This window comes from Janthinobacterium sp. UMAB-56, from assembly GCF_900095265.1.
Classification (GTDB): domain Bacteria; phylum Pseudomonadota; class Gammaproteobacteria; order Burkholderiales; family Burkholderiaceae_D; genus Janthinobacterium.
Window position 1 is genome coordinate 292,306 of record NZ_LT607655.1, and the last position, 21,814, is coordinate 314,119.

A 21,814-nucleotide genomic window follows, 5' to 3' on the forward strand; every position below is an offset into this window, starting at 1 on the left:
ACCGCCGCGCCTTCGTCTACCGCCCCGGCGCGGGCATGCAGGAAATCGGCACCCTGCCCGGCGGGCGCATCAGCTCGGCCACCGCCATCAATGACGCCGGCCTGATCGTGGGCGCATCTGAAACGGAGAAGCGCCGCTGGCACGCGTTTGCCTGGGACGGCAAGCGCATGCTCGACCTGGGCGCCATGATCGGCCAGGGCGACAGCTACGCCACGGCCGTCAACGCTGCGGGACACGTCGTCGGCAGCGTCAACATCAACGGCTTTGAGCCGATGACCTTTGTCTACAAGGAAGGCGTAATGACGGTGCGCCGCCGCGACGATGGCCTGTACCTGACCAACAAGATCACGGACGCTGGGCTGGTGGTGGGCGCCATCTACACCGGGCATAAATTCCAGGCCTTCGCCGTCCCATCGCAAGCGGCGCCGGCACCGCCGCGCAGCAACCCATTGGACTGGCTGGTGATCACCATCCTCATCGCCGCCAGCGGCGTAGTGCTATACAAATTGCAACGCAACTATCGCCTGGGCCTGCTGGGCGCGCGTACGCGTTTCATGTAGGAAGGCATGCTACCGGCGTAAAAAAAGAGGCTTGCGCCTCTTTTTTTGTGTGCTTGCCCTACGCTTAGTTTTGCGTCAGGAAAGTTTTCAATTTATCCGAACGCGAAGGCTGGCGCAGCTTGCTCATGGCTTTCGCCTCGATCTGACGGATGCGCTCGCGCGTCACGTCGAACTGCTTGCCCACTTCTTCCAAGGTGTGATCGTTCGACATTTCCACGCCATAACGCATGCGCAGCACTTTCGCTTCGCGCGGCGTCAGGGAATCGAGTACTTCCTTGATCACGTTGCGCATCGATGCGTGCAGCGCGGCGTCGAGCGGCGCCAGGGTGGTGTTGTCTTCGATGAAGTCACCCAGTTGCGAATCGCCATCTTCGCCCATCGGCGTTTCCATGGAAATCGGCTCTTTCGCGATCTTCATGATTTCGCGCACCTTGTTTTCCGGCATTTCCATCTTGACGGCCAGGGTCGCCAGGTCCGGCTCGCTGCCCGTTTCCTGCATGATCTGGCGCGAGATGCGGTTCATCTTGTTGATCGTTTCGATCATGTGCACCGGCACGCGGATGGTGCGGGCCATGTCGGCGATCGAACGCGTGATGGCCTGGCGGATCCACCAGGTGGCGTAGGTCGAGAACTTGTAGCCGCGACGGTATTCAAACTTGTCGACGGCCTTCAGCAAGCCGATGTTGCCTTCCTGGATCAGATCAAGGAATTGCAAGCCGCGGTTGATGTATTTCTTGGCGATCGAAATCACCAGGCGCAAGTTGGCGACCGTCATTTCGCGTTTCGCGTGACGCGCGCGCTTTTCGCCGGCAGCCATCTGCTTGTTGATCTTGCGCAAGTCAGCCAATGGCAGGGCCACGCGCGCTTGCAGGTCGATCATCTTCTTTTGCAGTTCCTTGACGGCAGGCACGTTGCGGCTGAGGATGGCGCTGTACGGATACTTGCAATCGACTTCGCGGTCGACCCATTCCAGGTCGCATTCATTACCCGGGAACACCTTGATGAAGTGGGCGCGCGGCATGCCGCATTTGTTCACGCACAGTTCCAGCACGGCGCGCTCGATGTGGCGCACTTCTTCCATCTGGCCACGCAGGGTGTCGCACAGCTTTTCAACCACCTTGGCGGTAAAGCGGATGCCCAGCAATTCCTGCGAAATGGCTTCTTGCGCCTTGATGTAGGCTTTCGAGTTGTAACCCTCGGGCGCCTTGCGCATCTTCTCGTACTGCATCGCGATGACGTTGAATTTCTCCAGCGCATTTTTTTTCAGCTGGGCCAGCTGTTCGCTGGAGAAACCGGCCGCGCCGCCATTCGCGTCGCCATCTTCTTCCTCGGCTTCTTCTTCCTCTTCCTCGTCGTCACCGCTGGCGGCGGCAGGCGCGGGAGCGGCGGCTGGCGCCGGGGCATTGCTTTCGTTCAAGTCGACAAAGCCGTCGACCACTTCATCGACCTTGATTTCATCGCGCGCAATTTTTTGCGACAGCGCAACGATTTCGCCGATGGTGGTGGGGCAGGCGGAAATCGCCTGGATCATATCCTTCAGGCCGCCTTCGATGCGCTTGGCGATCTCGATCTCGCCTTCGCGCGTCAGCAGCGCCACGGCGCCCATTTCACGCATGTACATGCGTACGGGGTCGGTGGTGCGGCCAAAGTCGGAGTCGACGGTCGACAGTGCCGTGGCGGCAGCCGCTTCCACTTCATCGTCGCTGGTGACGGTGGCAACGTTATCCGTCAGCAACAAGCTTTCCGCGTCAGGGGCGCGCTCGTAGACGGCGATGCCCATGTCGTTGAAGGTGGCGATGATGCCTTCGATGGCTTCCGGATCGATGATGTTTTCAGGCAATTGGTCATTGATCTCGGCATAGGTGAGGAAGCCGCGCTCCTTGCCCATGTTGATCAAGCCCGTAATTTGCTTGCGGCGGCGTTCCAGGTCCGCTGCCGAGGCTTCCGGATCGCCCAATGCGTCTGCCAGGCCGCCCTTGGCCTTGCGGTCGCGCGCTTTCGACACGGCCTTCAATTCGGCGCGTTCGACGGCGTTCAGTGCTGCCACTTCATCGTTTTCCGGCGTGAATTCGCTTGGCTTACGACCACGGCGGCCCGGCACCTTGACGGTGGGCAGGAAGTAATTCGAGGTATCGATGGCAGCCAGGGCATCGGCGTCCGTGGTCTTGCTGACCACTTGCGCACCGGTGATGATGGTCACGGGCGCCGCTTCAGGCTTGGCGCGCACGACTTTCGAACGGGCTGCCGTCACCACTTTATTCGTGGCGGCGCTTTCGCTGACCTTGCGCGGCGCGGCCGGAGCCTTGGCGCCTGGGGCGATCTTCACGCTCGGCGTCTTGGCCGGTGCAGCATCGGCGACCTCGGCCACCTCGGCAGGGGCTTCGACAGCCGCCACTGGCGCTTCCGCAGTCGCGTCGGCCGGTGGCACGGCGGCCAGGCGCGAGCGGCTTTTCTTCACCACGGTGACGACGGTCGGCGCCGTCGTGACGGTGGCTTCCGGATTCGCTTGCGCATTATCGATGAAGTAAGATAAAGTCGTTTTTGGTACGGCAAGTGGTGCCGCGGCTGGGCGTGGCGCCTTGGCGGACAACGTTAAAGTTTTTGGCGTATTCTTCATGAGATATCTCTTAATGCGAGACCAGATGGTGTCGGCGCGAAGTGAATGATTCCACCTAAGCCTGCGAAACCGGACTCGATGGAGCGTATTGTTGCGGCTACCGTTAACGGCAGCGGCGCCTGTCTATCGAAACGTTCAAAGCCCGCGCATCCGTCAAACAGAGCGGCGGGGCCGAAGCCGGGTCAGATAAATAAGCGATGTACATTGCGGAATGAAAAAAAGCCCGTACCAGAACGGGCTTGAATCTATTGTTGTTCAGTGAAGACACAGCGGAGAGCAAGATTATGCACGAAGGCCAGTTATCTGGATAATTGATAAGCAAAATATCTGATATCAAAAATATCAATAATGATGGCCCTGCACCGCACTGCTCCTATCCCCTGCACACCTGAGCCAGACCGTCAAACACGGGGTCCAGTCATCAGCGCAAGCCGACATTATACACATTTCCCGCATTTCGCGCTTGGCACGGCCAGCCACGCGCAGGCATATCGCAACGCAAGTTGCCAAAAAAGACAATGCACTTGCCTGTGGCGCGTGCTATGCTCCCCTTTTATAGCCCAACCAATGATGTCGATGACCAGCTCCACGCCAGACCAGCAAGCCACCACTCCTGACACGCCAGTCGATGCAGCCCCAGCGGCGGCACCGGCCGCAGCGACCACGCCGGCGCCTGCCGGCCTGACCGCGCGCGCGCTGCTCAAGCAATTCCAGGAGCAATTCCCGCCGTTCCGCGATTGCCTGCCCCTGGCTATCGGTATCGACAAGCAAATCCTGGCGCGCCTGCCGGACCTGGACCGCAAGCTGATGCGCACGGCGCTGGGCATCCACACGGGTTCGCTGCGCTACCTGCGCGTGATGGAAAAAGCCAAGGTACGCTACGAACTCGACGGCACGGCCGGCGCGGAAGTGACGCAAACCCACCGCGATCACGCCACGCAAGTGTTGCAGCAACGTTTCAAGAAGGAAGCCGAGCGCAAGAAAGCCGAACGCGACGCCGCCGCCGCCGAAGAAGCGAACCGTTTGCGCCTGGAAAAACTGAATCAGCTCACCGCGAAATTCTCGCGCAAAGGCTGATCCGGTTACATGGACACAGCTGCCGCACCGCCACTGCCCCCCTATCAAGGCATTGCACTCGACCACGTCAAGCTGGTACGCACCAGCGATGACGCAAAAGCGGCCATGGCCGCCCTGCTGGCCGCGGACGCCATCGGCTTCGATACGGAATCGAAGCCGACGTTTGTGAAGGGCGAGTCCTCCACGGGACCGCATCTGATCCAGCTCGCTACCGACGACATCGCCTACCTGTTTCAGGTGGGCAGCACGTCGGCGCCGGCCCTGGCCGAACTGAAAGCCATCCTCGAATCGACCACCACCCTGAAGGTGGGCTTTGGCCTGTCCGACGACGTCAAGCGCCTGCGCAACAAGCTGGGCATTGCCCCGGCCCAGGTGCTCGACCTGTCCGTCGCCCTGCGCGGCGGCCAGCGCAACGACCTGGGCGCGAAAACGGCCGTGGCCAAATTCTTCGGCCTGCACCTGCAGAAATCGAAAAAGATCTCCACCACCAACTGGGCCACCTCGCGCCTGACGGAAAAACAGATACTGTACGCGGCCGACGATGCGCAAGTGGCCCTGCGCGTGTACCGCCGCTGGATCGCCGACGGCGGCAAAGTGGCGCCGCAAAAAGCCCCGCGCGCCAGCGCGCCGCCAGCCACACCGTCCGCACCCGCCTGAGCCGGCGCACCTTCCTGCAATATCAGCCGGAGCAAGTCCACCGGCATCAGCTGCTCGCGTCCTGCATGCAATAATTCATGGCAACAGCCGCCGCCAGCAAGGTGGCGGCTGTTGCAGTCTTATTTGACGAGCCGCAAGGTCAGGGGATAACGGTAAGTGATCCCATTGCTGGCCTTGACGGCCGCGACTATCGAGCACACCAGGTTGGCCAGCGCGACGATCCAGAACAGGAACAGACCGATCAGCACAAACGACAGGATGAAACAGGCGAAATACCAGATGATCAGGGTGATCTGGAAATTCAGCGCTTCCCGGGCGTTTTCGGCCGAGAATTTATCCGCATCGTCTTTTTTGATCAAGTAAATGATCAGCGGCGCCACCCAGCTGGTGAACAGCCCGCCAACGTGGGACAGAATGGCCATCGTCGTATCTTGCGTACGACCGACTTCCGGCTGCGTGTTATCCATTGCGATTCCCATCATTAGTTATAGATACATCAATATAACAGTAATATTTCTTTTTGGAATGAAACACTTGTTTGCAGCAGGGACTTTTTTTGCATTCCATCAGGCCGCCGCCAGCGCCAGCCGCCCCAGAGTGGCGATGGCCTCTTCCAGCTGCGGGCTCCACGGGTGGCCGTAATTGAGGCGGATGCAGTGGCGAAACGCGCGCGTGGCGGAAAAAATGGGGCCGGGAGCGATGCTGATGCCGGCTGCCAGCGCGCTACGGTGCAAGGCAAGCGCATCGATGCCTGCCGGCATCTCGACCCAGACGAAATAACCGCCCTGCGGCCGCGTGACCCGCGTGCCGGGCGGAAAATGCACGGCGATGGCTTGCAGCATGGTGTTTTGCTGTGCCGCCAAGGTCAGCCGCAACTGGCGCAAATGGCGGTCGTAGCCGCCTTGCGCCAGGTAGTCGGCCAGCGCCATCTGCAGCGGTATCGGCGCCGACAGGCTGGTGGTCAGCTTCAGGCGCTCGACCTGGCGCGCGTAGCGACCCGCCGCGGCCCAGCCCAGCCGGAAGCCGGGCGCCAGAGTCTTGGAAAACGAGCTGCAATGCATGACGAGACCCGCGCTGTCATGACTTTTCGTCAGGCCGGGACGCTGCTTGCCAAAATACAGCTCGCCATACACATCATCCTCGATCAGCGGCACGCCATGGTGCGCCAGCAACGCCACCAGCGCGCGCTTCTTTTCCGGCGGCATCAGGCTGCCCAGGGGATTCTGGAAATTCGTCATCAGCCAGCACGCCTTGGGCTGGTGGCGCTGCAGCAGCTCTGCCAGCGCCACCAGGTCGACGCCGTCGCGGGGGCTGGTGGCAATTTCCACGGCCTTGAGTTCGAGCCGCTCCAGCGCCTGCAAACACGCATAGAAGCTGGGCGACTCGATCAGCACCGTGTCGCCGGGCCGCGTGACGGCTTGCAAACACAGGTTCAGCGCTTCCAGCGCGCCATTCGTGATGACGATGTCGTCGCTGGAGACGGGCACGCCGTCGAGCTGGTAGCGCAGGGCGATCTGGCGGCGCAATTCCGCATTGCCCAGCGAAAGATCGGTGACAGTGCTCCACGGGTCGAGGCGGCGCATGCTGGCCGAGACGGCCCGTGCCAGGCGTTCCATCGGGAACAGATGCGGACTGGGAAAGGCCGAGCCGAAGGGCACGATATCGCGCGCGGCCACGGCGCCCAGCACCTCGAAGACGAGGTCGCTGACATCGACGATGGTGCTGGCCTCGGGCGGGTGCGAACTGTCCGGTTCGGGCGCCAGCGCGGTACGCTGCGGCGCCACGTAATAACCGGAGCGGGGCCGGGAGACGATCATGCCGCGCGCTTCGAGCAAATAATACGCCTGGAACACCGTCGACGGGCTGACGCCTCTGCGTGCATGCTGCTGGCGCACGGAGGGCAATTTATCCCCAGGCAACAACAGCTGCGTGCTGATCATGGCGGCGACTTCTTCCGCCAATTCCTCATATCGTTTCAACCCTGCTCCTCAAACTGATCCGTAGTTTTATTGCACAACTGATCCTGTCACATTGACAGTGCCCGGTATATGCTAGGGTAACAACATCCGGGCAGCAACACCGGCATATCACCGACCGACGAGACAGCTTATTTCCCCATGCAACTTTCCATGCTACTGCATTCCCCCCTTGTGCTGCTGCTAGTGCTGGCTTCCGCCTTGCCCGGCATGGCGCTGGCCGCTCCGGCCACCCTACCAGCGAACCACGACACCCTGGAACAGCGCATCAAGGCGTGCACGGCCTGTCATGCACAACAGGAGCGCCACGACGCCTTCTTTCCCCGCATCGCCGGCAAGCCGGCCGGCTATCTGTACCACCAGTTGCTGAACTTTCGCGAGGGACGGCGCCAGTATCCGATGATGAACTATATGGTGGAACACTTGCCGGACGACTACCTGCGTGAAATTGCCGACTATTTTGCGGCACAGCACCCTGCCCCGCCGCCGGCCCAGCCCAGCAGCGCCGGCACGACGGCCCTGGCGCGGGGCAAGCAGCTGGTGCTGCACGGCGATAGCGTGAAAAAAATCCCGGCCTGCATCGCCTGCCACGGCCAGCAGCTGGCCGGCGTGGCGCCCGCCATTCCCGGCTTGCTGGGCTTGCCGCGCGACTATATCAACGCCCAGCTTGGCGCCTGGAAGAACGGCATCCGCCGCGCCCACGCGCCCGACTGCATGGCGCAAGTGGCGCAGCGCCTGTCGGACGCGGACGTGGGCGCCGTTTCGGCCTGGCTGGGCACGCAAGTGGCCAGCGCCGACGCGCGTCCCGCCAGCAGCATTGCCCTGCCCTTGCCGCTGCATTGCGGCGGTGTGCCGGGCTCCGGTGCGCAGGTGGCGCCATGAAAAAATGGATGATCGCGGCCGGCCTGGTGCTGATCGCTGGCGGCAGCGCCAAATTCCTGCTGTACCCGGATGACGACATCGGCCCGCCCGCCGTTGCCAGCACCCTGAGCCAGCAGCAGCTGGTCGCGCGCGGCGCCTACCTGGCCAGGGCGGGCGATTGCATGGCATGCCACACGACGCGCGGCGGCGTACCCTATGCAGGCGGGCGTGCCTTGCAGACGCCGTTCGGCAAGGTGCTCTCGCCCAACATCACGGCCGACAGGGAGACGGGCATCGGCAACTGGACGGCCGACGATTTCTGGCGCGCCATCCACAATGGCAAGTCGAAAGACGGGCGCCTGCTGTATCCGGCCTTTCCCTACCCCAGCTACACCAAGGTGCAGCGCGAAGACAGCGACGCCCTGTATGCGTATTTCCAGAGCGTGCCGCCGCACCGGCAGGCAAACGCGCCGCACGCGCTGCGCTTCCCCTATAACCAGCAAATCGCGCTGGCTGCCTGGCGCACCCTGTATTTCAAGCCGGGCGTGTACCAGCCCCTGACGACGCAAAGCATGGAATGGAACCGCGGCGCCTATCTGGTGCAGGGCCTGGGCCATTGCAGCGCCTGCCATAGCAGTCGCACCTCTCTGGGTGGCAGCGACGACGGCCTGTCGGGCGGCCTGATCCCCGTGCTGGGCTGGTACGCGCCTTCGCTGACATCCGACGCGGAAGCAGGCCTGGGCGACTGGGATACGGCGCATATCGTGGAATTGCTGCAAACGGGCGTGTCGCCGCGTGCCACCGTCTTCGGCCCCATGGCCGAGGTGGTGCGGCAAAGCTTGCAGCATATGAGCACGGCCGACGTGCAGGCGATGGCCGTGTACCTGAAAAGCCTGCCCGGCCCGGCGCAGCCGGCACAGCGCACGCCGCGCGACACGTCGGAGCAAGTTCGGCAGCAACTGGCGCTGGGCGCGAAACTATATGAGGCGCAATGCGCGAGCTGCCACCAGGCCGATGGCAAGGGTGTGCCGCCCGGCTACCCGCCGCTGGCAGGCAACCGCGCACTGACGACGCAGTCGGCCGTCAACGCCATCCGACTCGTGCTCAACGGCGGCTTCGCGCCCGGAACCAAGGGCAACCCGCGCCCCTACGGCATGCCGCCGTTCGGCCCCGTCATGGATGATGCGGAAGTGGCTGCCGTGGTCACGTATCTGCGCGCTTCGTGGGGCAATGATGCGCCGGCCGTATCCGCGCTGGAGGTGAATCGCTACCGCAGCGTGCCGCTGGAATAGCAGGCATGAAAAAACCGGCTTGCGCCGGTTTTTTTCCAACAGCCGTACTCAGCGGAACTTGCTTTTATGTCCCGTTTTCAAGTCCAGCGCATAACGCACGCCGTTGTCCGTCAGCATGACTTCATCGGGCGGCTCCTCGCCAGCCAGGGCGCCATCGATCAAAGGCAGGCCTTCACCCTTGCGCATCAGGTCGTCGCAGCGCTCGTACACGTTCACGCAGCCGGTGGACGCCATCAGCGATTGCACGATAGCCACTTTCCACGCGTCGACGCCGCCGGCGTTGAATTCGCAGATCAAGTAGCCTTGTACGCCGCCAAACAGCTGCACCACCAGACCGGGCAAGCCCTCATCTTCGCCCTTGATCAGGGTCAATAGCTGGTTCTCGCCCGCCTTCTTGATGGCTGGCAGTTTTTTCTCGATGGCGGCCTTGACGCGGCGCTTGATCAGGGCGTGATCGACCGGTTCGTCTTCCTTGAAGCTCCAGATGCGTGCGCGGATCTGCGACTTCGAATTGTAGGCGGCGCGGGCGATGAACTGCTTCGCCGAACTTTGCACGATGGCCGTCGAGCCGGGCTTCATTTTTTCCTGCGGCTTGCCTTCGACTTTTTCAATCGCGGAAGCGTAAATCCACGATTGGCCCAGCAAGCTCTTTTCCTTGCCCTGTTTGATGGTGATGATCAGCATGTAATTCCAGTAGTGTGGCCGGCGCGTGCCGGTCGTCGTGTATCCCAGCGACATGATACCTCATGCCATCCTGTCGCATCTTCCTGCATTCTGTACCGCTGCTGGCGCAGCCTGTCGCAGCGCGGTACGCGGGCGCGGCCCGCTGGCATACCATGCAAGTCATCCAATTCCAAACAGGGAGCAAGAATGACACCGACACTTTTCCGCCCGCGCCACCGCCGCCACGCTGGCGCCGTGACTGCCCTGCTGCTGGCCGCCTGTGCGCTGGCCATCCCGGCCACGCCTGCGCTGGCGTCGCCGCTCGACTGGATCAGCGGTAACAGTATCCAGGGCAGTGGCAAGCTGCAAAAGCAGACGCGCGAAGTGGGCAGTTTCCATGGCGTGGCGCTGAATGTACCGGGCACGGTCGAACTGCGCATCGGCAACACGGACAGCGTTACCATCGAAGCCGACGACAATATCCTGCCGCTGATCGATACGGTGGTGGAAAACGGCACCCTGCGCATCCGCCCCGCCAAGCGCAACGCGAATTTTCGCCAGAGCAGCCTGACCATCGTCATCCAGGCGCGCCAGGTGGAGCGCATCAGCGTGGGTAGCTCGGGCAACATCACGGCAACAGGCTTGCGGGCCGAGAATCTGCGCTTCGACGTGGGCGGCTCCGGCTCCATCAACGCGCGCGACCTCGACAGTCGCCAGGTGGCCGTGGCCATCGGCGGCAGCGGCCACTTCAAGGCTAGTGGCAAGACGGAGCAGCTGACGGCATCGATCGGCGGCTCGGGCAATATCCAGGCGGCCCGCCTGGCCGCGCGCGAGGTGCAGGTGAGCATCGGCGGCTCGGGCGAGGCGCAAGTGTGGGCGAAGGATGACTTGAGCATCAGCATCGGCGGCTCGGGCGAAGTGAGCTACTACGGCGATCCACGCATCAGCCGCAGCATGCAGCGTTCGAGCAGCATCAAACGGCTAGGCAGCGCACCGAATTAAACACCCGCAATGACAAAAGCCCGGAATGATCCGGGCTTTTGTCATTTCAGACAGTCAACATCAGCGCGCCGGCTTCACCGGTTCGCGGTCGATCAAGACTGTGTTGACGCTGTCGGTCAGCCATATCTGGCCATCCTGGATCGTGCATTGCAGCTGCATGTTGCGCTGCGCCAGCTTGCTCATGTCTTGCGCCGCCTCGGACGGCAGGTTGATCACGGTCAAGTTCTTCGCCCGCTCCAGCTTGTTGGCGATCTGTTTCCACCAGATGTGGCTGGTTGCGCCATAGCTGTAGACGATCACCTGTTCCGAACGGCCGCAGGCCTTCAGGATGCGCTTTTCGTCCGGCTGGCCCACTTCGATCCACAGCTGGATGGCGCCCGTCAAGTCTTTCTGCCACAAGTCAGGCTCTTCCGTGTCGAACAGGCCCTTGGTGAACGTCAGCGCCTCGTCGGCGTGGATGGCGAACGCCAGCAGGCGCACCATCATGCGCTCGTCCGTTTCGGACGGGTGGCGCGCCAGGGTCAGCGCATGATCCTGGTAGTAATTGCGGTCCATGTCGGCGATCTGCAGATCGGCTTTGAAAATTGTTGCTTTAAGGGCCATCGTGTTTCTGTCTCGGTAAAGTGAATAGTGAAGTCGGTATCAGCGGAAAACCACCGTCTTGTCGCCATTTTTCAGGATGCGGTGCTCGACGAACCATTTCACGGCGCGCGCCAGCACCACGCACTCGACGTCGCGGCCGATGGCCGTCAGGGTCTCGGTATCCATCGCATGGTCGACGCGTTCGACATCCTGCTCGATGATCGGGCCTTCATCGAGGTCGCCCGTGACGAAGTGGGCCGTCGCGCCGATCAGCTTGACGCCGCGGTGATGCGCCTGCGCGTACGGCTTGGCGCCCTTGAAGCTGGGCAGGAAGGAATGGTGGATATTGATGGCGCGGCCGTCGAGCGCCTGGCACAGGCCGGGCGACAAAATTTGCATGTAGCGCGCCAGCACCACCAGGTCGATCTGGTGCGTGTCCATCAGGTCGAGGATTTTCGCTTCCTGCGCCAGCTTGGCCGCTTCCGGCGCGCCGGCCGCCAGTGGCAGGTGGTGAAAGGGAATATTGTAGCTGGCCGCCAGCTGGTAGAACTCCATGTGGTTCGACACGATGGCGGGGATTTCCACATTCAGCAAGCCGCTCTTGTAGCGGAACAGCAAATCGTTCAGGCAATGGCCAATCTTCGACACCATCAGCATCACGCGCGGCTTGACACGCGCATCGTGCAACTGGCCGTGGAAGGGGCCATTCAACTGCATGGCTTGCGACAGGTCGGCGAAGTCGCTGCGCAACTGGGCGTCGCTGACGGCGCCGTCTTCCAGCGCGAAATGCACGCGCATGAAGAACAGCTGGGATTCCTGGTCGCCGAACTGGGCGGAATCGAGGATATTGCAGCCGCGTTCGGCCAGGAAGCCGGAGACGCGGTGCACGATGCCGCGCTGGTCCAGGCAGGACAGGGTCAGGATGTATTCGGGATGCGTCATGGTCGCGGAATAAGGCAAAAAAGGTTGGCTATGCTCGACTCAGCCACGCGCGCCGGCCATCGGCTGCGCTGCCGCGAGCCGGCTATTGTCGCACGGCCGGGCATGTATACAGGCATTTTCCACACGAGCAGCATGGCTGGCGGCGCCAGCGGCCTGATTCAGCTTCATTTGATCTGGCGCAAAGTCAGCGCGTTTTTCAGTCGGCCAAGCTCCTTTCTCGCGCCAAACAGGCACTTGGCGTGGAACCTGGCAGGCGATCCGGCGTCTATCCCTTTGCTTGTTTCAATATACGCCGCACCCGGTGGCAACGGGTGTTTTCTGGATCAGCTTTTCATAGAGGTAGAACATGTTCACAAACAGTACCCCCATCAGTCTCAGCCCCGCACTGAAGTCCCACCTGGAGACGCAGTGCAATTTCGCCACGGATCTATCGCGCAAGCTGTTCGATACGACGCAGCAACTGAGCGAGCTGAACCTGCGGCTGGCGCAAGACCTGCTGCAGGAATGGCACAGCGCCAGCCAGCAACTGCTATGCGCGCGCGACATGGGCGAGTTCCTGTCGCTGGCTGCTGCCCAGTTGCAGCCAGGCAGCGACAAACTGCGCCAATACCAGCAGCAACTCGGCAATCTCGTCGCCAACGCCCATGTCGAGATGAACCGCACGGCAGAGAACCACCTGCCCGAAGCGAGCCGCACGGCCGTGGCCCTGGCTGACGAAGTGGCGCGCAAGGCGGCCGAAGAAACGGAAAAGGCCGCGCAGCGCCAGCGTGAAATCATCGAAAAAATGCATGCCACGGGCTACCGCGACGGCGCCAGCCATAGCCGCGATACCAGCAGGCAAACCGATCAGGCGCATTGAGCACTTGAATGGAACACGACCCCACTCGACAGCAAGGAGAGCGACATGGCTAACAATCAAGGTAGTGAGCAGGGCAAAGGCGCTGACAGCAGTCAGAAGGCCAGCGAATCGGGCAACGGCAAAGGCACGAGCAAGCGCGGCTTTGCCGCCATGAACGAAGAGCAGCAACGCGAAATTGCCAGCAAGGGAGGTCAGGCAGCCCATCAAAAAGGCACGGCGCATGAATTCGACTCGGAAGAAGCACGCCGGGCCGGGCAGAAAGGCGGCGAAGCCGTCAGCCGCAATCGTGTACACATGGCGGAGATCGGCCGCAAGGGCGGAGAAAGCCGGCAATCGGCCCAGCGCGCCAATGAAAACCGCAGCAGCACGGCGGCACGCAGCGACAGCCCTGGCCGGCAAGGCAACAGGGGTGAAGACGACAAGGGCTGAGCGGGCCGACCGGTGGCGCGCAGCTGGACACGGGCACGGGGCGGCTCTGGCGGCCCCGTGCCGGTGCTGGCGCAGCGCGGGGCGTGACGGTATGGTACATTCTCGCCTTACCGACACCTCCGCGCCACGTCCCGCCCCTTCCGCATGCAGCCATCCCTGAAATACCTGAGCGCCTATTCCGAACAAACGCAAGCGCAAGTGCAGCAACTGATCGCACAGGACAAGCTGGGCGAAGTCCTGTTGAAACGCTATCCGAACGCGCACGATGTCCGCAACGACAAAGCCCTGTACCAGTATGTGCAAGACTTGAAGAATGAATTCCTGCGCAATGCCGAACCCATCAACAAGGTGGCGTTCGACAGCAAGATCCATGTGATCCAGCATGCGCTGGGCTTGCATACCTCGATCTCGCGCGTGCAAGGCGGCAAGCTCAAGGCCAAGCATGAAATCCGCGTGGCCACCATGTTCAAGGAAGTGCCGCTGGAATTCCTGCGCATGATCGCCGTGCACGAACTGGCGCATGTAAAAGAAAAGCAGCATGACAAGGCGTTCTACAAGCTGTGCACCTATATGGAACCGCAATACCACCAGTACGAATTCGACGTGCGCCTGTACCTGACCCAGCTCGACCTGGCTGGCCAGCGCCTGTGGTCGTGAACGCCGGTGCCTGCCAACGTAAAAGAGCCGCCCGGTAAAACGGGCGGCTCTTTTACCTGCGCGCCGGCATGGCCGGCGCCATGTTCAAGTTCAGGCGGCGTTCTTGCGGCGGCGCAGGAAGGCCAGCAAGCCCAGTCCACCCAGCAGCATGCCGTAAGTCGCCGGTTCCGGCACGGCGCTCACGCTGGCGGCGATATTATCGACCTGAAAAGTATGCAGTGCGCCTTCTTTCCACGTTGCCGACAGCAGATTGCTGAAACCCGAGAACGTGTAATCGGCGAAGCTATGGCCACCACCGAGGGTAAACGTTTGGCTCACCGTACCGCCGCCCACTTGATGGCCGACAAAGGTCACGTCGTAGGAGCCAGGCACGCTCACGAAGTCGGCCAGGCTGATCGAGCTCAGCGAGAAAGCGGCACCATCGGCGCGCGACAAGGTCGTTGTCGACAGGAATGTCGCGCCCAGGCCGGCCGAGCCGGCGTAGGCCAAGCTGCTTTGATGTGCCGAGCTCAACAGGCCCAGGAAGCTGCTGTCAAAGTTGTAGCCGCCTTCCGAGTAAGAGTTGAAGACGGAACCGAAGTAGCCTGGCTGTTCCAGCGCATCGAAGCTGATCGTGGTCGTCTGCGCCTGAGCGGCGCCAGCGGTGGCGAGAATGGCGGCGACAGCAGTTGCGCGCAAGAGGGTCATAGGTTTCAAAATAGCATCCTTTCGAGATGATGAAGTGGCGTGGCTGTGGCAACTTGAAATGGCTCGGCACCGTTTTTTAGGAGCTTGGTTGCGCTCGCAGGTGTCCGATAGTCCTAACTTTTGAACACGACCAGTAAACCACAACCGTAATTAAAAAGCATCTTCATTTTCAAAATAACATGCATCCAGAGAAATATTATGAACATATATTTATCAATTGAGGCGTTGAACAGGATCAATTTTCCCGCGTGGAAATAAAAAAGCCATGCACTGCGCAGTGCATGGCTCCTGGTCAATTTCCTTGAGGAAAGCTTACGGCGCGCAGTCCTTCAGGCGCTGCACCAGCGCCGCCGGATCGGCATCGGCATTCAGGAAGGCTGCATGCTGCGGGCGGATGAAGCCCTGTTCCTTGCCGTTTTGCACGAATTCCAGCAAGCCGTCATAGAAACGGTCGACATTCAGTAAACCGATGGGCTTGGCGTGCAGGCCCAACTGGGCCCACGTGAGCATCTCGAACAGCTCTTCCAGGGTGCCATAGCCGCCGGGCATGGCGATGAAGGCATCGGACAGGCTGGCCATCATCGCCTTGCGCTCATGCATGTCTTTTACGATGAACTGGCGCGTCAAGCCCGTATGGCCCACTTCGCGCTCCACCAACTGCGTGGGAATCACGCCCGTCACCTCGCCGCCCAGGCGCAGCACTTCATCGGCGATCACGCCCATCAGGCCCACCTTGCCGCCGCCATACACCAGTGAAATATTTTCCGCCACCAGCACGCGCGCCAGTTCGCGCGCCGCTACGGCATAGTCCGGCGAGACGCCCGCATTGGCGCCACAATATACACATAAAGCCTTGATCACAGTATTGCCTACCCTTTCAATTCATCGATCGCCGCCTCGACCTCGAGGCGTTCCTTGGCGTCCAGTGCCACGCATTCGGCCGCCTTTTCATACAAGGCCAGCGCTTCCGCCAGCTTTCTCTTTGCGTCGAGCATGTTCAAGGCGCGCGCATATTCGCTGTGCGCCAGCGCCGAATGGGGCATCAGGGCCAGCGCCGTCTTGAAGTGCTGATAGCCATCTTCCTTGTTGGCGCCGTAGGTAAGGCCGCCTATCATGGCGCCGACCTTGTCGATAATTTCCGTATGATAAATCCCAAACGCGATATGCGCTTCCGCATGCATGGGCGCCACCGTCATCGTGCGGTCCAGGCTATTGCGCACGCGCGCGCCCATGCCCTGTGCCAGGGCCTTGACGACGGAGGTGCCCAGCGCATAGCGGCCCAGGCTGTAAGCATGCCAGTAATAGCCGGCCGGATTGTCCGGCTGCTCGCTCTGCTGGCGCTCGCAGCGCTCCGCCACTTCCTCGTACATGTCGAGTTTCTGGCTGTCGTTTACTTCCAGGTGCGTGGCGTAGATGCAGGTCGCCTTGTGTGCCACCGCATAGCCGGGCACGCCGACGGCCAGGCCCAGCTTCACGGCGCGCTCGAAGTCGCCCGCATGGAAGGCCAGCCAGGCCTGCACCAGCGCAGGGTGCGTGGGAAAGGGTTCCACGTCGCCCTCATGCAGGCGCGCCCAGGCCGCTTCCAGCGTCAGCGGGGTGTAAACATATGCTTCGTTCGGATAGGGGAATAGTTTCCAAGCCATACATGTCTCCTGTAAATAACGACGTAGCGCCAGCAGCCGCGTCAGTCGTTCTTGAGTTTGGTCACATACTCTTCCGACAGTTTGCGAAACAGCAAATGCGTTTCATTGCGCAAATACGGCCCGATCAGGGACAGCACCTGATAGCAGCCGCGCGCCAGCGCATCGGACATCGATTGCTGCTCACTGTACTTGCGCGGGTTGCGCACATACTCGTACGACAGCCAGTAGGTGGCAACGACCACCATATTCGTCGCCATCGCCGCCACTTCCATGTCCGACGCGGCCAAAGACTGTTCGCTGCGCAAATCTTCGCACAGCTGCGTGGCCACCTTGATCTTGTGCGCCAGGATCAATTTGAAGTGCAATTCGAGCTTGCGGTTGCGCGACAACAAATCGTTGAGGTCGCGATAGAAAAAGCGGTAGCGCCAGATCAATTCAAACATCAGGTGCAAATACAACCAGACATCCTCGATGTTCGAACGGCGCCCGTCGGGCACGGTCAGGATGCGTTCGATTTCCGCCTCGAACTGGACGAAGATCGAATTGACGATATCGTCCTTGTTACGGAAGTGGTAGTACAGGTTTCCGGGCGAGATATTCATCTCTTCCGCGATCACGGTTGTCGTGATATTCGGCTCACCAAACTCATTGAACAGGCGCAGCGACAACTCCAGGATGCGTTCGCGGGTACGACGTGGTGCTTTTTGTAGCATGGCGGGCAATCTCTCTGTGTTCTGCCGCAAGCATACCACCTAAAATAGCCATGATGAAACACTGCGCCCTAAGGCGCCGGTGAAAAACGCAGGCAAGAAAAAGCCTGCGCGAGCAGGCTGGAGGGCTGCGGCACCAGCTCAGGCGGCCGGCGCTTTTTTCTTCGCCGCCGGCTTGCTCGCTGGCTTACTCACTGGCTTGCTCGCTGGCTTGGCTGCGGCGCGCGGCGTGGACCTGGCTGCCGGCTTGGCCTGGGCCTTGGCGAGGGCCGCCTTCGGCGCGACTTTGGCTGCGGTTTTCGGCGTGGCTTTCGGCGCCGCCTTCACGGCGGGCTTGGCCGACAGGGCCGCCACCTGCAAGCTCAAGGCATCGATCTTGGCGTGCAGCGCGGCGATATCGTGTTGCATGGGCACGCCGATGGTCGCCAGCGCGCGCGCGACGCGCTCTTCGAACACTTGCTCGAGCTTGTCCCAGGAGCCGCTGGCCTGCTTGCCCACGCCGTCGGCCAGTTTGCTGACGCTGCCGCTGACATCGGCCACCTTGTCTTCCGCGCGCTGCTGGAATTGCGTGCCTTCCTTCACCAGCCTGGAAAACACGCGCCCGCCCTCTTCTTGCGCCTTGGCGAAGGCACCGAGGCCCGCCTGCCATATCTGCTGCGCGGACGAGCGCACGGCGTCCGCCAATTCCTTGTCTTCCGCCAACTCTTTCAATTTCTTCACCATCGTCCGCTCCCGTCATGTGAAAAGCCATGCCACTTCATGGATGCTTTTTATTCTAGAGAGCAAAACTAGAGACGGGAGTCTAATTCGATAGTGAACTGCCTCGCAACGTGCGCCAGCGCACACGTGGAAAACGATCAGGCCGCCACTTTCACCGGGCCATGCAACAGCTTGTGCAGGCGGAAGCCTTCGCGGATATTCTCGCGCAGCACGGCGCCTTTCCACGGCTTGGTGTAGAAGCGGTCGACGGCGCCGCGGTTGATGGCCGCCATGATGGGCGTCAGGTCGGCAAAGGCCGACAGCATGATGCGGAAGGTATCGGGGCACAGGTGCTTGACCCGCTCCATGAATTCGGTGCCGCTCATGAGCGGCATGCACTGGTCGCAGAGGATCACCTGCACCTTGTGGCGCGCCAGGAGGTCGAAGCCCTCGGCAGCCGTCTGCGCCGTCAGGATGCGGTAGCCGTCCTGCGCCAGGAAGTCGCTGAGCACGTCGAGCATGAAGACATCGTCGTCGACGATCAGCAGGGTTTGCTGCTCTTCGCTGCCGGCATCCTGCGGCGCCTGCAGCAGCTTGCCACCCATCAGCATGTGCTCGAATTCTTCCTGCGGCACGGGCCGGCTGAAATAATAGCCTTGCATCTCGTCACAGCCGTGGCGCCGCAGGTAGGCCAACTGTGCATCGTTTTCCACGCCTTCGGCGATCACATCGAGCTTCATGCTGTGGGCCATGCTGATGATGGCCAGCACGATGGCCGCGTCGTCCGGATTGCTGGTCACTTCGCGCACGAAGGCGATATCGATCTTCAGCTTGTCGATGGGGAAGCGCTTCAGGTAGGCCAGGCTGGAATAACCTGTGCCAAAATCGTCGATGGAAATCTGGATGCCCAGCGCCTTCAGGTTGCGCAGCACGGAGATGGTTTCTTCGGCATTCGACATCAGCGAGCTTTCCGTCAGCTCCAGCTCCAGCAGGTCGGGCGCGATATCGTGCTTGCGGATCGCCTTGAGCACCTCTTCTTCCAGGCCGCCAACGAAAAACTGGATGCCCGACACATTCACCGACAGGTGTACGGGACCGATGCTGCTGGCGCACCACTCGCTGATCTTCTTGCAGGCCTCGTCGAGCACCCAGTTACCGACACGGACAATGAGACCCGTTTCTTCCAGCAGAGGGATGAACAGGGCCGGCGAGACCATGCCGTGGCCCGGACGGCGCCAGCGTATCAGCGCCTCGGCGCCGCTGATGCGCCCCGAGATGATATTCACCTTGGGCTGGAAGAACAGCACGAATTCTTCATTGTCGATGGCACGCCGCAGGGCATTTTCCATGTCCAGCCGCGCCATCGATTGCGCATTCATTTCCGCCGTGAAGAAGCGGAAGGCGTCGCGGCCCGCTTCCTTGGCGCGGTACATGGCCGTGTCGGCATACTGAATCAGGGTGTCCGCATCGACGCCATCGTCGGGGTACACGGAAATGCCGATGCTGACCGTCACCGTCACCTCATGACCCTGCAAGTCGAAAGGCTTGCGCATCGCCTCGCGGATCTTGTCGACCACGCCCACGGCGTGCTGGGCGCCTTCGGGCAGCAGCAGGATGGTGGCAAATTCATCGCCGCCAAAGCGGCCGATGGTATCGCGCACGCGCAGGCAGTCGACGAGGCGACTGGAAAACTGGCGCAGCAGGTCGTCACCGATGGTGTGGCCCAGGGTGTCGTTGATATTCTTGAAGCGGTCGATATCCATGAACAGCACGGCCACGGCCCACTGGTGTTCGGCCGCCTGGGACAGGGAATGGGTCAGCGAAGCGTAGAACTGGCTGCGGTTCGGCAAGCCCGTCAAGGTGTCGAAATGGGCCAGCTTCATCAGGCGCTGCTCGGCATCCTTGCGCTCGGTGATATCGCGCGCCACGGCCACCAGTATCCAGCTCTGCCCCGAGCGCAGGGTGCGCCGCTGCACTTCCACCGACAGCGGCGAGCCGTCCTTGCGCTGCAACTGCAATTCCGTCATCGGACCGCCCTGATCGCCGGCCAGCAGTTTGTTGTACAGCTCTTCCAGCTGGGCTTCGCCCTCGTGCGCGCGGCCAGGCCCCACGCGCAGGAAATCCTCGCGTTCAAAACCGAGCATGCGGCAGGCAGTCTGGTTGACATCGACAAAGCACATGCCGGCGCGGTCGACGAGGAAAATCGCATCGGCCGTGGCATCCATCGCCAGGCGGAAGCGGCGCAGGTCTTCGTCGAGGCGGATGCGCGCTGCCATGTCCAGTGTCAGCTGCTCGTGATGGCGCTTGATTTCGTCGTATAACAGCAGGTTGTCGTAGGCGACGGCGATCTGCGCCGCCACCGTGGCGGCGACGCGCTCGTCAACTTCGGAAAACTCATTCGCCCCCAGCTTGTCGACCAGGTACAGCCAGCCGTGGCTGCGCTCGCGCGAGGCGATGGCCACGCCCAGGAAGGAGTGCACGGGCGGGTGCGTGTCGGGCAGGCCCAGCGCGCCGGGGTCGCCCTTCAAGCCATTCACACGGTAGGGCTGGCGCTGTTCCAGCAAGCGGTTCAAGATGCCCGTGCGCGGCGCGCTGGCGATACGCTCGAGGTTCTTCTCCGCGCCGCACGAGGAAAAATAGCTGAGCTTGTCGGCGCCCTCTTCCAGCACGCCGATGCAGGCGTACTTGGAGACGCAGATATTCTGCGCCACCTTGCAGCCCGCCTCGATCAGGGCACGCGGATCGCGTTCGGCGCCCAGCTCGATGCCCAGTTCGATCAGGGCCGTCAGGCGCAGGCTCACCGCCTGCAAGCTCGACAGCGAGCGCGACAGACGCTCGGTCATGATGGCCAGATCTTCGGGGATGGCGGCATGGCCCTCGCGCAGGCTGGCCAGCTGGGAAATCTGCTGGCTGCTCGACTCGAGTTCATCGAGGTAGCCGCTGACCTGGTGCTCGATGCCGGCCAGCTTGCCCGTGGCGGGAGGGGCAGCAGCACCGCCCGCGTCCGGCACAACGGGCGCGGGCGCGGCCACCGGCATCAGCCCCAGCGCCTCGTTGACGGTGCGCACGATGACCTCGGGATCGGACGGCTTGGGCAGCACCCAGCGCACGCCGCACGCCTGCGCCAGCAAGATCGCTTCCTGCTCGCGGTAGGTGGCTGTATAAAAGATGATGGGCACGTCGGTCAGCGCGGGATCGGCATGCACGCGCGTGACGAATTCGTAGCCGTCCATGTTCGGCATGAGGATGTCGGAAATGATCAGGTCCGGCCGTTCGGTGCGCAGAATTTCCAGCGCGTCGGCACCATTCGCCGCTTCCAGCAGGCGGTGGCCGCCGTAGCCCAAGAGTGCAGTCAGGAACTCGCGGTTCAACACATGATCATCGACGATCAATATAGTCGCTATGTCGTTTTTAACGGGCGTCGACGGCGCCCCGGGTAAAAAAGACTCGAGCTCCGCGACAAACAGGTCCGGTTCGATCGGCTTGCCGATGTAGCCATTGAAGCCAGCTTCGAGCAGCCGTTCGCGGTCGCCCACCATGGCCAGCGCCGTCACGGCCAGGGCCGGGATCTTGCGCAGTTGCGGGTCTTTCTTCAGTTCCGCCACCACGCCATAGCCATCGAGCTTGGGCAAATGCACATCGCAAATGATCAGGTCAGGCAATTCGCTGCGCGCCATGCGCACGCCCTCTTCGCCGTCATAGGCGGCCAGCGGCGTATACCCGAAGGCGCGCAGCAAATACACCATCAATTCCATATTGGTGGCGTTATCTTCGATAATCAGGATACGTGCAGACAATTAGCGCCCCCAACAAAAACTGCATGGACTCATTTTCCGCCTGCGCTCATCTTTCAACATGCGCGGGCTGCATAGCAATCTTATAACATCTTTCCATACATCCA

General features: G+C 61.7%; 20 protein-coding genes and 1 pseudogene. 9 read left to right on the forward strand and 12 right to left on the reverse strand.

Features of this window, described 5'->3' with window-relative positions:
- A pseudogene (locus K0F85_RS28745) lies at positions 1 to 560 on the forward strand (HAF repeat-containing protein); the annotation flags it as partial.
- Positions 561 to 624: 64 nt separating this feature from the next.
- Here the strand turns inward: K0F85_RS28745 and rpoD are convergent.
- On the reverse strand, positions 625 to 3,177 hold the full coding sequence (gene rpoD, locus K0F85_RS12205; protein WP_219116275.1) for an RNA polymerase sigma factor RpoD: 2,553 nt from the start codon (positions 3,175 to 3,177) through the stop codon (positions 625 to 627).
- 567 nt (positions 3,178 to 3,744) lie between these two features.
- On the opposite strand from rpoD, the gene K0F85_RS12210 reads away from it, so the two are divergent.
- Both K0F85_RS12210 and K0F85_RS12215 read left to right on the forward strand, forming a co-directional pair.
- Complete coding sequence (locus K0F85_RS12210) at positions 3,745 to 4,254, forward strand: ProQ/FINO family protein (RefSeq protein WP_219116276.1); 510 nt, start codon at positions 3,745 to 3,747, stop codon at positions 4,252 to 4,254.
- 9 nt (positions 4,255 to 4,263) lie between these two features.
- Positions 4,264 to 4,911: a 3'-5' exonuclease gene (locus K0F85_RS12215; RefSeq protein ID WP_219116277.1), complete on the forward strand. Its 648-nt coding sequence runs from the start codon at positions 4,264 to 4,266 to the stop codon at positions 4,909 to 4,911.
- Between the two features lie 119 nt (positions 4,912 to 5,030).
- On the opposite strand, the gene K0F85_RS12220 is transcribed toward K0F85_RS12215, so the two are convergent.
- Positions 5,031 to 5,378 (reverse strand): DUF4870 domain-containing protein, encoded by a 348-nt coding sequence (locus K0F85_RS12220; protein ID WP_034758731.1) that lies wholly within the window; start codon positions 5,376 to 5,378, stop codon positions 5,031 to 5,033.
- Between the two features lie 99 nt (positions 5,379 to 5,477).
- A complete protein-coding gene (locus tag K0F85_RS12225; protein WP_219116278.1) occupies positions 5,478 to 6,890 on the reverse strand; it encodes a PLP-dependent aminotransferase family protein in 1,413 nt (470 codons plus the stop codon).
- A 150-nt stretch (positions 6,891 to 7,040) separates the two neighbouring features.
- Between K0F85_RS12225 and K0F85_RS12230 the strand changes: the two genes are divergently transcribed.
- Both K0F85_RS12230 and K0F85_RS12235 read left to right on the forward strand, forming a co-directional pair.
- Entirely contained in the window at positions 7,041 to 7,769 is a 729-nt protein-coding gene (locus K0F85_RS12230; protein ID WP_257572719.1) for a c-type cytochrome, read from the forward strand.
- On the forward strand, positions 7,766 to 9,040 hold the full coding sequence (locus tag K0F85_RS12235; RefSeq protein WP_219116280.1) for a cytochrome c: 1,275 nt from the start codon (positions 7,766 to 7,768) through the stop codon (positions 9,038 to 9,040). The genes K0F85_RS12230 and K0F85_RS12235 overlap by 4 nt, the downstream gene beginning before the upstream one ends.
- Before the next feature lie 48 nt (positions 9,041 to 9,088).
- Here the strand turns inward: K0F85_RS12235 and K0F85_RS12240 are convergent, their stop codons facing one another.
- Positions 9,089 to 9,724 carry an SAM-dependent methyltransferase gene (locus tag K0F85_RS12240; RefSeq protein WP_046682538.1) on the reverse strand — a complete coding sequence of 212 codons (636 nt, stop codon included), beginning with the start codon at positions 9,722 to 9,724 and terminating at the stop codon, positions 9,089 to 9,091.
- A gap of 186 nt (positions 9,725 to 9,910) precedes the next feature.
- Between K0F85_RS12240 and K0F85_RS12245 the strand changes: the two genes are divergently transcribed.
- Positions 9,911 to 10,705 carry a head GIN domain-containing protein gene (locus K0F85_RS12245; RefSeq protein ID WP_219116281.1) on the forward strand — a complete coding sequence of 265 codons (795 nt, stop codon included), beginning with the start codon at positions 9,911 to 9,913 and terminating at the stop codon, positions 10,703 to 10,705.
- A gap of 60 nt (positions 10,706 to 10,765) precedes the next feature.
- Here K0F85_RS12245 and K0F85_RS12250 read toward each other — a convergent pair whose 3' ends face one another.
- On the reverse strand, positions 10,766 to 11,308 hold the full coding sequence (locus K0F85_RS12250) for a YaeQ family protein (protein WP_034758748.1): 543 nt from the start codon (positions 11,306 to 11,308) through the stop codon (positions 10,766 to 10,768).
- Between the two features lie 39 nt (positions 11,309 to 11,347).
- On the reverse strand, positions 11,348 to 12,229 hold the full coding sequence (gene purU, locus K0F85_RS12255) for a formyltetrahydrofolate deformylase (protein WP_219116282.1): 882 nt from the start codon (positions 12,227 to 12,229) through the stop codon (positions 11,348 to 11,350).
- A 346-nt stretch (positions 12,230 to 12,575) separates the two neighbouring features.
- Here purU and K0F85_RS12260 point away from each other — a divergent pair, with 346 nt between their 5' ends.
- The 3 genes from K0F85_RS12260 to K0F85_RS12270 all read left to right on the forward strand — a co-directional run bounded on the left by K0F85_RS12260 (position 12,576) and on the right by K0F85_RS12270 (position 14,174).
- The gene (locus K0F85_RS12260) at positions 12,576 to 13,088 is read left to right on the forward strand and encodes a phasin family protein (RefSeq protein WP_219116283.1); all 513 of its coding nucleotides are present in this window, start codon (positions 12,576 to 12,578) and stop codon (positions 13,086 to 13,088) included.
- A gap of 45 nt (positions 13,089 to 13,133) precedes the next feature.
- Entirely contained in the window at positions 13,134 to 13,517 is a 384-nt protein-coding gene (locus K0F85_RS12265) for a KGG domain-containing protein (protein WP_219116284.1), read from the forward strand.
- A gap of 144 nt (positions 13,518 to 13,661) precedes the next feature.
- Positions 13,662 to 14,174 carry a YgjP-like metallopeptidase domain-containing protein gene (locus K0F85_RS12270; RefSeq protein ID WP_219116285.1) on the forward strand — a complete coding sequence of 171 codons (513 nt, stop codon included), beginning with the start codon at positions 13,662 to 13,664 and terminating at the stop codon, positions 14,172 to 14,174.
- 90 nt (positions 14,175 to 14,264) lie between these two features.
- Here the strand turns inward: K0F85_RS12270 and K0F85_RS28750 are convergent, their stop codons facing one another.
- The 6 genes from K0F85_RS28750 to K0F85_RS12300 form a co-directional block, all read right to left on the reverse strand.
- The gene (locus tag K0F85_RS28750) at positions 14,265 to 14,861 is read right to left on the reverse strand and encodes a PEP-CTERM sorting domain-containing protein (RefSeq protein ID WP_257572742.1); all 597 of its coding nucleotides are present in this window, start codon (positions 14,859 to 14,861) and stop codon (positions 14,265 to 14,267) included.
- Positions 14,862 to 15,173: 312 nt separating this feature from the next.
- Positions 15,174 to 15,719: a TIGR00730 family Rossman fold protein gene (locus K0F85_RS12280; RefSeq protein WP_219116399.1), complete on the reverse strand. Its 546-nt coding sequence runs from the start codon at positions 15,717 to 15,719 to the stop codon at positions 15,174 to 15,176.
- Positions 15,720 to 15,730: 11 nt separating this feature from the next.
- Positions 15,731 to 16,504 (reverse strand): hypothetical protein, encoded by a 774-nt coding sequence (locus K0F85_RS12285; protein WP_219116286.1) that lies wholly within the window; start codon positions 16,502 to 16,504, stop codon positions 15,731 to 15,733.
- Positions 16,505 to 16,545: 41 nt separating this feature from the next.
- The gene (locus K0F85_RS12290) at positions 16,546 to 17,217 is read right to left on the reverse strand and encodes a TetR/AcrR family transcriptional regulator (protein ID WP_092801194.1); all 672 of its coding nucleotides are present in this window, start codon (positions 17,215 to 17,217) and stop codon (positions 16,546 to 16,548) included.
- Positions 17,218 to 17,355: 138 nt separating this feature from the next.
- A complete protein-coding gene (locus K0F85_RS12295) occupies positions 17,356 to 17,937 on the reverse strand; it encodes a phasin family protein (protein WP_219116287.1) in 582 nt (193 codons plus the stop codon).
- A gap of 134 nt (positions 17,938 to 18,071) precedes the next feature.
- Positions 18,072 to 21,710 (reverse strand): EAL domain-containing protein, encoded by a 3,639-nt coding sequence (locus K0F85_RS12300; RefSeq protein ID WP_219116288.1) that lies wholly within the window; start codon positions 21,708 to 21,710, stop codon positions 18,072 to 18,074.
- Positions 21,711 to 21,814: the final 104 nt, after the last annotated feature.

What these genes read in the sequence shown, in the direction of transcription:
- K0F85_RS12270 (WP_219116285.1), top strand. Translation starts at nt 13,662, where the DNA reads ATGCAGCCATCCCTGAAATACCTGAGCGCCTATTCCGAACAAACGCAA.
- K0F85_RS12260 (WP_219116283.1), top strand. Translation starts at nt 12,576, where the DNA reads ATGTTCACAAACAGTACCCCCATCAGTCTCAGCCCCGCACTGAAGTCC.
- K0F85_RS12230 (WP_257572719.1), top strand. Translation starts at nt 7,041, where the DNA reads ATGCTACTGCATTCCCCCCTTGTGCTGCTGCTAGTGCTGGCTTCCGCC.
- K0F85_RS12215 (WP_219116277.1), top strand. Translation starts at nt 4,264, where the DNA reads ATGGACACAGCTGCCGCACCGCCACTGCCCCCCTATCAAGGCATTGCA.
- rpoD (WP_219116275.1), bottom strand. Translation starts at nt 3,177, where the DNA reads ATGAAGAATACGCCAAAAACTTTAACGTTGTCCGCCAAGGCGCCACGC.
- K0F85_RS12235 (WP_219116280.1), top strand. Translation starts at nt 7,766, where the DNA reads ATGAAAAAATGGATGATCGCGGCCGGCCTGGTGCTGATCGCTGGCGGC.
- K0F85_RS12285 (WP_219116286.1), bottom strand. Translation starts at nt 16,504, where the DNA reads ATGGCTTGGAAACTATTCCCCTATCCGAACGAAGCATATGTTTACACC.
- K0F85_RS12245 (WP_219116281.1), top strand. Translation starts at nt 9,911, where the DNA reads ATGACACCGACACTTTTCCGCCCGCGCCACCGCCGCCACGCTGGCGCC.
- K0F85_RS12210 (WP_219116276.1), top strand. Translation starts at nt 3,745, where the DNA reads ATGATGTCGATGACCAGCTCCACGCCAGACCAGCAAGCCACCACTCCT.
- K0F85_RS12220 (WP_034758731.1), bottom strand. Translation starts at nt 5,378, where the DNA reads ATGGATAACACGCAGCCGGAAGTCGGTCGTACGCAAGATACGACGATG.
- K0F85_RS12265 (WP_219116284.1), top strand. Translation starts at nt 13,134, where the DNA reads ATGGCTAACAATCAAGGTAGTGAGCAGGGCAAAGGCGCTGACAGCAGT.
- K0F85_RS12290 (WP_092801194.1), bottom strand. Translation starts at nt 17,217, where the DNA reads ATGCTACAAAAAGCACCACGTCGTACCCGCGAACGCATCCTGGAGTTG.
- K0F85_RS28750 (WP_257572742.1), bottom strand. Translation starts at nt 14,861, where the DNA reads ATGACCCTCTTGCGCGCAACTGCTGTCGCCGCCATTCTCGCCACCGCT.
- K0F85_RS12240 (WP_046682538.1), bottom strand. Translation starts at nt 9,724, where the DNA reads ATGCTGATCATCACCATCAAACAGGGCAAGGAAAAGAGCTTGCTGGGC.
- K0F85_RS12250 (WP_034758748.1), bottom strand. Translation starts at nt 11,308, where the DNA reads ATGGCCCTTAAAGCAACAATTTTCAAAGCCGATCTGCAGATCGCCGAC.
- K0F85_RS12295 (WP_219116287.1), bottom strand. Translation starts at nt 17,937, where the DNA reads ATGGTGAAGAAATTGAAAGAGTTGGCGGAAGACAAGGAATTGGCGGAC.
- purU (WP_219116282.1), bottom strand. Translation starts at nt 12,229, where the DNA reads ATGACGCATCCCGAATACATCCTGACCCTGTCCTGCCTGGACCAGCGC.